This window comes from Bartonella tribocorum, assembly GCF_002778015.1.
Taxonomy (GTDB): Bacteria; Pseudomonadota; Alphaproteobacteria; order Rhizobiales; family Rhizobiaceae; genus Bartonella; species Bartonella tribocorum_B.
Genome location: NZ_NJPP01000092.1, coordinates 1 through 629 on the forward strand (window position 1 = coordinate 1; position 629 = coordinate 629).

1 protein-coding gene and 1 pseudogene are annotated in these 629 nt (G+C 38.5%); both read left to right on the forward strand.

Annotated features, from left to right (window positions below; genetic code table 11):
* On the forward strand, positions 1-313 hold a 313-nt coding region (locus CEV08_RS09325), incomplete at its 5' end, for an ATP-binding protein (protein WP_143434479.1).
* A gap of 65 nt (positions 314-378) precedes the next feature.
* Positions 379-629 (forward strand): annotated as a pseudogene (locus CEV08_RS09330) (sensor histidine kinase); the annotation flags it as partial.

The window sequence follows — 629 nt, forward strand, 5'->3', positions numbered from 1 at the left end:
GGAAGGAATTATCCTTGGTGAATTGTTGACCAATTCTTTAAAACATGCCTTTCCTGATCAACGAGAAGGGCATATTTATATCTCCTTTGGCCCTGAGCCGAATGGACAATTGATGCTTATTGTCGAAGATGATGGGGTGGGCATGAAAAGCCAAACCCCAGAACAAAAAGCAGGACTTGGTCATGTGGTTGTAGAACAGCTTTGTATGCAATTTGGTGAAAAACCTCTGTTTGAAACTTCTGCTTTAGGAGGCGCAAAGATTGTCATTCCTTTACCAAAATTAAGTCAAGAAGAGTTCAAAAAAAATCTCTGACTGATTTTTTAAATAGTCAATTTTTTTTCTTTAACTGAGGTAAGCTTTTTGTCGAAGATGATGGGGTGGGTGCTATTGTTTCTGTTGTGAGTACTTTTATTTCTGCCTATTTTGTTATTAATCGTTTTCATCGTGATGTGCGCTCTTTAAAATTGTATCAATTGCTGCTTCATAGCGAAAATATTGCTCTAGAAGCTCGTGTAAAAGAACGAACACAAGAATTAGAAAGAGCACGCAATCACGCTGAAAAAGAACGCCAACGGGTTGAAATATTATTGCAGGATGCAAGCCATCGCATTGGCAATTCTCTAGGGAC